The organism is uncultured Mailhella sp. (assembly GCF_947631555.1).
GTDB lineage: Bacteria > Desulfobacterota > Desulfovibrionia > Desulfovibrionales > Desulfovibrionaceae > Mailhella.
In genome coordinates, this window is sequence record NZ_CANRLT010000012.1 from 38,385 (window position 1) to 44,532 (window position 6,148).

The window sequence follows — 6,148 nt, forward strand, 5'->3', positions numbered from 1 at the left end:
TTACTTCCGCCTGCGGCAGTATGCCGCAAGGCCGGCCAGCCCCAGGATCCAGCCGAGTCCGCCGACAATGTCCCGCAGAGACGGTCCGGCTTCCTCGTTTGCGGCCAGACGCCGGTACAGCGGCTCCAGGCGGCTGTCCAGCGCCGTTTCCACGATTTCGCGCACCTGATCCGCCGTCAGCCCGGGGACTTCCTGGGCGGGGGCAGCGGGCGGGGAGGCTGCCGGAGCGGAATGCGTACTGTCAGCAGCGGGAAGAGAAGGCACGGCCGTTCCCCGGAGTTCTTCCGCGGTCAGTTCCGTGCTGTCCTGATGGCCTTCCCCGGCCATGACGGTGATGCGCAGGCCGTGCCCCGCTTTCACCGGAGTGCCCGGAATCGGGAACTGGAAGCGGCCCTGATCGTCCGTCCGGCATTCCAGCACCGGCGCACCGTTCGCGGCGTCCTGCACCAGAATGCGCCCCTGGCGTACAGGAGAACCGCGGCTGAAGGCGCATTCTCCCAGAACCTGTGTTCCCTGCGGCCACGCAAAAACCGTTACCCGGTGCGCCAGCCCTTCCTCAGGCAGGCACAGTGCCAGAAGTAGCAGTGCCGCCGCACACAGTCCGCGCCGGATCATGCTCTTTCCTCCTCGTCAAGTCCCAGCACATCAGGCCGTACTCGCGCCAGAAAGCCCACAGTGAGGGCCGTGATCACGCCTTCCGCGGCCATGACGGGCAGGTGAGCCAGCAGCAGCACTCCGGCCGCGCCGAGGAAGCCCTCATCGGTCATTCCCAGTGCAAGCGCTGTCAGCAGCGCTGATCCGGCCACAGAACACGCGCCGATGCAGAAGCCGCCCAGTCTGCGCCAATGGGGACGCTGCAGCAGCGGGCGGAACAGCCACGCCGAGAGCACGGCGGGGGCTGCCATGGTCACTGTATTCACGCCCAGCACCGTGATGCCGCCGTACTGGAACAGGACGCCCTGCAAAACCAGAGCCACCAGTATCGCCGGAAACGCCGCCCAGCCCAGCAACACCCCTACCAGTCCGTTGAGGATGAGGTGAACGCTGGAAACGCCCGCAGGCACATGCACGAGCGAGCCCACGAAGAAAACCGCTGCGGCCACCGCCACCGTCATGAGCCGTTCGTAGTCCAGCCGCCGCAGGCCCAGCGTCACGCCCAGCGCCGCCAGAGCCGCTCCGCCGCTCAGTATGGCCGGGGACAGAACACCTTCCGAAATGTGCATGGCTCCTCCGAAACGCCCCTTCCAAACTTTAGTGTGTTCGCTGCGGGGACACGAATTCCAGCCAGAGCACCGCGCCCAGCTCCAGCCTTTTCGGTGTGCCTTCATGGGAGATCTGCCGGTCGCCCTCCAGCAGCGCCGCAAAGCCCCACCAGCCGGCAAAGGGCACAGCCCAGGTGAACACGCCCTGCGCGTCCGCCCTGACAAGCTGCGTCACCATGTACTCGTTGGGCGCACGGTATTCCCCGTCCCGATTGTAAAATTCCACTTCCACTTCCGCATGGGGCACGGGCTTGCCGTTCTTCAGCACCTGCCCCTGAAAGACGTTCCCCGCGTAGTTGCCGAAGGGCCGCGTCAGGGGCACGATCTCCGCTTCCAGACCGGCGGGAGCGTCCCAGCCCTCTTCCTTGCCGAAGGCGGGCACATAGACCTTGGTCAGGTGCTGGATGAAGCAGTCTTCTGCCGGTTCCCAGTAGGGTTTGGGCGTCATGACGAACTGATGGACCCCGGGACGCCGGGGCGTGTACCGGAGCTTCCAACCCTCCTTGCCCATGACCTGCGCCGGGGTGAGCGCGGCGCCAAGATCCTGCGCCTGCCCTTCAATAAGAACCCGGCATTCCGGCTTTTCCAGCGTCATGCCTTCCCCTTCCATGGGATGGGAGAACGAGAGCGTCAGCTCGATTCCAGCATCCCTCCTGTCCTCAATCACCGCCTGCGAGGGAATGGCCATGCCGAAATGGGCGCAGGCCGTGCCCGACCACAGCGCTGCCGCCAGACCGATGCCGAGAATACTCTTCCACATGACGCTTTTCTCCTGAAGGCTGAAGGTCCGCAGGCTTGAGCAGCCTGCCGGCGGGGGGGGAAGTTCGTTCGAATCCGTGAGCTTTTTCTCCTCCGCCCTGAACGGAGTAGTAGCACATTTTTTGAAAACGTAGCAACACTTGTTTTTCCCCTCCCCGGGCAGGCGGCGAACCGTGTCCCCGCTGCGGCAGCCCCGGCGTTTCTGCTTGTGAGACTTGTCCCCGGCTGGTATCCTTTCCACCGGACTTCCGCATAGTCTGCCGGAAGAAGGCAGGCTGGGGAGGGTTTATGGGAATGGGGTCTGTGCTGGCCATCCCGCAGGCGGCGCCGTGGGAGCGCTGTGCCGCTTCCATGCGGGCAGGGCTGTTGACGCCCTTTTTAAAGGATGGTTTCCCGCGGGAACATTTTTTGTCAATGCCGCGGGCTGTCTGCTCATCGGCCTGATTTTCGGTTTCGTGGCTGGGGGAAAGCTGCCCTCGGAACCGTGGGGACCGCTGGTGATGGATGGTTTCTGCGGGGCACTGACCACGTTTTCCAGCTTTTCCGCTGACTGTGTGCGGCTTTTGCGGGAGGGAAGGACGGCGACCGCCTGCGCGAACATGGTTCTGAGCCTTGCTGTCTGTACCGGCGCGGCCCCGCTGGGGCTGAAACTCGCCGCAGGATGAAAGGAGCGATATGCGGGAAGGAATATTCTTTTCCCTTGCCGTGGCCGCGGGCGGCGCGGCGGGAGCACTGCGCCGGGCGGCGGGCAGCAGGTTTGTCACGGCAGCGGCGGGCGGTGTTTTTCCGCTGGGGATACTGCTGGTCAATGGTGTGGGTTCCCTGCTCATGGGGCTGCTTCTGGGGCTGGCCGCCCGGCGTGGAGGCGGGGAACTGTGGCTCGCTCTGCTGGGAACGGGCTTTCTCGGAGGATTCACAACGTTTTCCTCGTTCGCGTTGGATTCCGTGCGTCTGTGGCAGACGGCGGGAAGCGACCTTGCTGTTCTGAACCTCGTTCTGAATGCCGGACTGGGCATGGCCGCGGCCTGTCTGGGCTGGAAGGCGGCGCACTTCGGCCGCGGAGAGACGGCGTGAAGAGCGGCGGCTGGTACGTTTATCTTTTGCGCTGCGCTGATGGCACGCTGTACTGCGGCATAACCAGGGACGTGACGCGGCGGCTTGCCATGCACAACGGTGAGCTTTCCGGCGGGGCGCGCTACACGCGGGGCAGGCGTCCCGTGGTTCTGCTGGCCAGCACCGGCCCTCTGGATCAGGGGGAAGCCCTGCGCCTGGAGGCACGCATCAAGAAATTGCCCAGGCACACCAAGCTCACCGCCCTTGAGCCTGGCAAAGAAATGGATTCTGGCAGGAACATTGCGAAAACATCATACATTTCACCTGATTAAAAATACGCTTGGCGTCCTGCTGAAATATTTTTCGCCGGAGCGTACGCCTTGACCATGACCGGCGCGGGGACTATGCTGGGCGAATCTCAAACGACAGGCGTTTGACAGTATCATCGAGGTTGATCATGGATATTCTTCGTTCTCTGCGCCGTGCCTTGGGCGTGGCGGTACTGGCGGTCTTTGCCGCGGCCTTCGCCGTCACCGGGCACGCCGCCACCATGGTAGACATTTACGGCCCGGGCCAGAACCGGATCAATCTGGCTATGGCTGCTCCCCTCACCGCGCCGGAGCAGCGCGCCACAGGACTGGGCGCCGCGCTTCACGAGGCCATCGAGACGGATCTCAATTTCCTGCCCTTCATGCGGCTCACCCCGCAGGCCGCAGTGCTGGGCGGCACGGTGCTTTCCGGCTGGCAGGGGGCGACGGTGGATTTCAAGCGCTTCCAGATCGCCGGGGCCGACCTTCTGGTCACGGCGCACTGGCCTTCCGGCGACGGCGAGAATTCCACGGTGGAACTGCGCGTGTTCGAGACGTATTCGGGCAAGTTCGTGTTCGGCAACGCCTATTCCGGCGTCACCCGCGCGGAAGTGCCCAATGTGGCGGATCGCTTCTGTGATGACCTCATGCAGGCACTCACCGGAGCGCGCGGCTTCTTCAGCAGCATGATCGCCTTCGTCAAGGGCAACGGCTACAAGCGGGACGTATGGGTGGCCCGCGCCACGGGCCGCGATCTGCGTCAGGTGACCAACCTCCCCGGATCGGCCATGTCGCCGTCCTGGTCGCCCGATGGCCGCTACATCGTCTTCAGCCATTTCGATAACAGCACTCACGCACTGTGCGTCTTTGACCGCATGTCCAATCAGGTCAAGCGCATCCGCTTCCCCGGCAATACGGTCATCGGCCCTTGTTTTCTGCCGGACAACCGCGTGGCCGTGAGCCTGTCCACCGGGCATTATCCGGACATCTTCCTGCTTAACCGCCAGTTCCAGAGAGAACGGCCGCTCGAGCAGAGTTCCGCCATCAACGTCTCCCCATCCTTTGACGCCACGGGTACGAAAATGGCCTTCACGTCCAGCCGTCTGGGAAATCCGCAGGTCTTTTTAAAGGATCTGAACACCGGCAGCGTGTCGCGTGTGAGCATGGACGGTTCGTATAATTCCGAGCCGTGCATCAGCCCCGACGGGACGCTGGTGGCCTATACCAAGGCTACGCCTTCGGGTTTCCGGATCTTTGTCCGTGACCTTATCACGGGCAGCGACCAGCAGATTTCCTACGGCCCTGGCCGCGACGAGCAGCCCGCCTTTGCGCCGGACAGCTACTTCGTGGCATTCACGTCTACAAGAAGCGGTACGCAGCAGATTTACCTCACGACGCGGCATGGCGGCGAGGCCAAACTGCTTTCCACCGGCAAGGGAAACGCGGCGTTTCCCCGCTGGGGCAAGTAAAGTTTTTTAAATTTATCTGCGAAATACCGGTTAAGTTTACTTGACAAGTTGTGTGGCGGGAGTAGTATCCCCTTTCGCACAAAGTTCAGTTTCTTTCCGTGTCTTATCAAGACGATGGAGAGCCGGAAGGAAAAAATATTATGTGTCAACTCTCAGGAGGAGTTACCATGAAAGCTTTCAAGACGTTTGGTATGGTTATGGTTCTCGCCCTGGCTCTCGCCATGGGCGCTGGCTGCGCGAAGAAGAACACGGAAGCCGACACCGCGGCTCCTGTGGCCGACTCCGGCAACGCCGCTCTTGACGCCGCCGCTCAGCAGATCACTGACGGCATCGTGTACTTCGACTTCGACAAGTACGACATCAAGGCCGAATACCGCGACATGCTGCAGCAGAAGGCTGAACTCATGAAGCAGTATCCTTCCATCAAGGTTCGTATCGAAGGCAACTGCGACGAACGCGGCACTCAGGAATACAACCTCGCCCTTGGCGAACGCCGCGCCCGCGCTGCCTATGAATACATGATCCGCCTCGGCGTGCCTGCCGACCAGCTGGAAATGATCTCCTTCGGTAAGGAACGTCCCGCTGTTCAGGGTTCCGGCGAAGCCGTGTGGTCCAAGAACCGCCGCGACGACTTCAACGTCATCGCCCGCTAAGTTGGTTTGAAGAGAAGGCTGCCTTTCCCCGGTTGGAGAGGCAGCCTTTTTTGTGTTCGGGGCGTGGCGCAGGGGTAGCGCGTCTGCTTTGGGAGCAGAAAGTCGCTGGTTCAAATCCGGCCGCCCCGACCATATTAATTTGTCTTTGTTTACAATGGGTTGCGGATGTTACATCCGCAGCCCTTTTCTTTTTCTGGAGGCTCATTTTCGGAAAAAGATAAAAAAAAGATAAAAATATCATAGCTCTTAATGCGGCAGCGCGGCAGGATGAAGAGGTCTTGTCAACGGCGTACGCACCGTGCGGTTCGGTAACTAGGGATTTATGTTTTTGCCTGTTCCAACCTTTATCCGCCGGAGACGCACGGCAGTGCGCTTGGAGCGACGACCCCGTACTCTTCCCCCGCTGCCGCAAAGAAGTGCGTGGCAAGCTCGCTATCAGCTCGCTGACGCTCGCGCCGTCCGGCAGCCAGGGAAAAGCAAGATGGTTTTCCTTCTCTGCTTTGCTGGTTATGGCGGAAGGGCGGGCTGCCGCACTTCGCAGGGGTACGATGCCCCCTCACAGCGCACAAAAATGGGGCCCCACCGGCATAGCCGGTGGTTCCCCCTATGCGCCTGTAAGGCTTTCTTACCAGCCGCGCCCTAAC

The 6,148-nt window shown here is 61.9% G+C and carries 8 protein-coding genes and 1 tRNA gene; 6 read left to right on the plus strand and 3 right to left on the minus strand.

Annotated features, from left to right (window positions below; genetic code table 11):
* Genes Q0Z94_RS03065 through Q0Z94_RS03075 form a run of 3 tightly spaced genes read right to left on the minus strand, consistent with a single transcriptional unit; the run spans position 1 to position 2,022 of the window.
* Positions 1-615 carry a cobalamin biosynthesis protein CbiL gene (locus Q0Z94_RS03065; protein WP_298067553.1) on the minus strand — a complete coding sequence of 205 codons (615 nt, stop codon included), beginning with the start codon at positions 613-615 and terminating at the stop codon, positions 1-3.
* The gene (cbiM, locus tag Q0Z94_RS03070; protein WP_298067554.1) at positions 612-1,223 is read right to left on the minus strand and encodes a cobalt transporter CbiM; all 612 of its coding nucleotides are present in this window, start codon (positions 1,221-1,223) and stop codon (positions 612-614) included. Before cbiM ends, Q0Z94_RS03065 begins: the two co-directional genes overlap by 4 nt.
* Before the next feature lie 28 nt (positions 1,224-1,251).
* Positions 1,252-2,022: a DUF4198 domain-containing protein gene (locus Q0Z94_RS03075; protein WP_298067555.1), complete on the minus strand. Its 771-nt coding sequence runs from the start codon at positions 2,020-2,022 to the stop codon at positions 1,252-1,254.
* Between the two features lie 328 nt (positions 2,023-2,350).
* Between Q0Z94_RS03075 and crcB the strand changes: the two genes are divergently transcribed.
* From crcB to Q0Z94_RS03105, 6 genes are all read left to right on the plus strand, one after another.
* Entirely contained in the window at positions 2,351-2,686 is a 336-nt protein-coding gene (gene crcB, locus Q0Z94_RS03080) for a fluoride efflux transporter CrcB (protein WP_298067556.1), read from the plus strand.
* A 10-nt stretch (positions 2,687-2,696) separates the two neighbouring features.
* Positions 2,697-3,095 (plus strand): CrcB family protein, encoded by a 399-nt coding sequence (locus Q0Z94_RS03085; RefSeq protein ID WP_298067557.1) that lies wholly within the window; start codon positions 2,697-2,699, stop codon positions 3,093-3,095.
* Positions 3,092-3,406 (plus strand): GIY-YIG nuclease family protein, encoded by a 315-nt coding sequence (locus tag Q0Z94_RS03090; protein ID WP_298067558.1) that lies wholly within the window; start codon positions 3,092-3,094, stop codon positions 3,404-3,406. The genes Q0Z94_RS03085 and Q0Z94_RS03090 overlap by 4 nt, the downstream gene beginning before the upstream one ends.
* 218 nt (positions 3,407-3,624) lie before the next feature.
* Entirely contained in the window at positions 3,625-4,851 is a 1,227-nt protein-coding gene (locus tag Q0Z94_RS03095; RefSeq protein WP_298067560.1) for a translocation protein TolB, read from the plus strand.
* A 167-nt stretch (positions 4,852-5,018) separates the two neighbouring features.
* The gene (gene pal, locus Q0Z94_RS03100) at positions 5,019-5,504 is read left to right on the plus strand and encodes a peptidoglycan-associated lipoprotein Pal (protein WP_298067559.1); all 486 of its coding nucleotides are present in this window, start codon (positions 5,019-5,021) and stop codon (positions 5,502-5,504) included.
* A 57-nt stretch (positions 5,505-5,561) separates the two neighbouring features.
* Positions 5,562-5,636 (plus strand) — tRNA-Pro (locus Q0Z94_RS03105).
* Positions 5,637-6,148 lie beyond the last annotated feature (512 nt).

Bases quoted from the DNA above. Each gene is read 5' to 3' on its own strand.
- Q0Z94_RS03085 (WP_298067557.1), top strand. From the start codon at position 2,697: ATGCGGGAAGGAATATTCTTTTCCCTTGCCGTGGCCGCGGGCGGCGCG.
- Q0Z94_RS03095 (WP_298067560.1), top strand. From the start codon at position 3,625: ATGGTAGACATTTACGGCCCGGGCCAGAACCGGATCAATCTGGCTATG.
- pal (WP_298067559.1), top strand. From the start codon at position 5,019: ATGAAAGCTTTCAAGACGTTTGGTATGGTTATGGTTCTCGCCCTGGCT.
- Q0Z94_RS03075 (WP_298067555.1), bottom strand. From the start codon at position 2,022: ATGTGGAAGAGTATTCTCGGCATCGGTCTGGCGGCAGCGCTGTGGTCG.
- Q0Z94_RS03065 (WP_298067553.1), bottom strand. From the start codon at position 615: ATGATCCGGCGCGGACTGTGTGCGGCGGCACTGCTACTTCTGGCACTG.
- cbiM (WP_298067554.1), bottom strand. From the start codon at position 1,223: ATGCACATTTCGGAAGGTGTTCTGTCCCCGGCCATACTGAGCGGCGGA.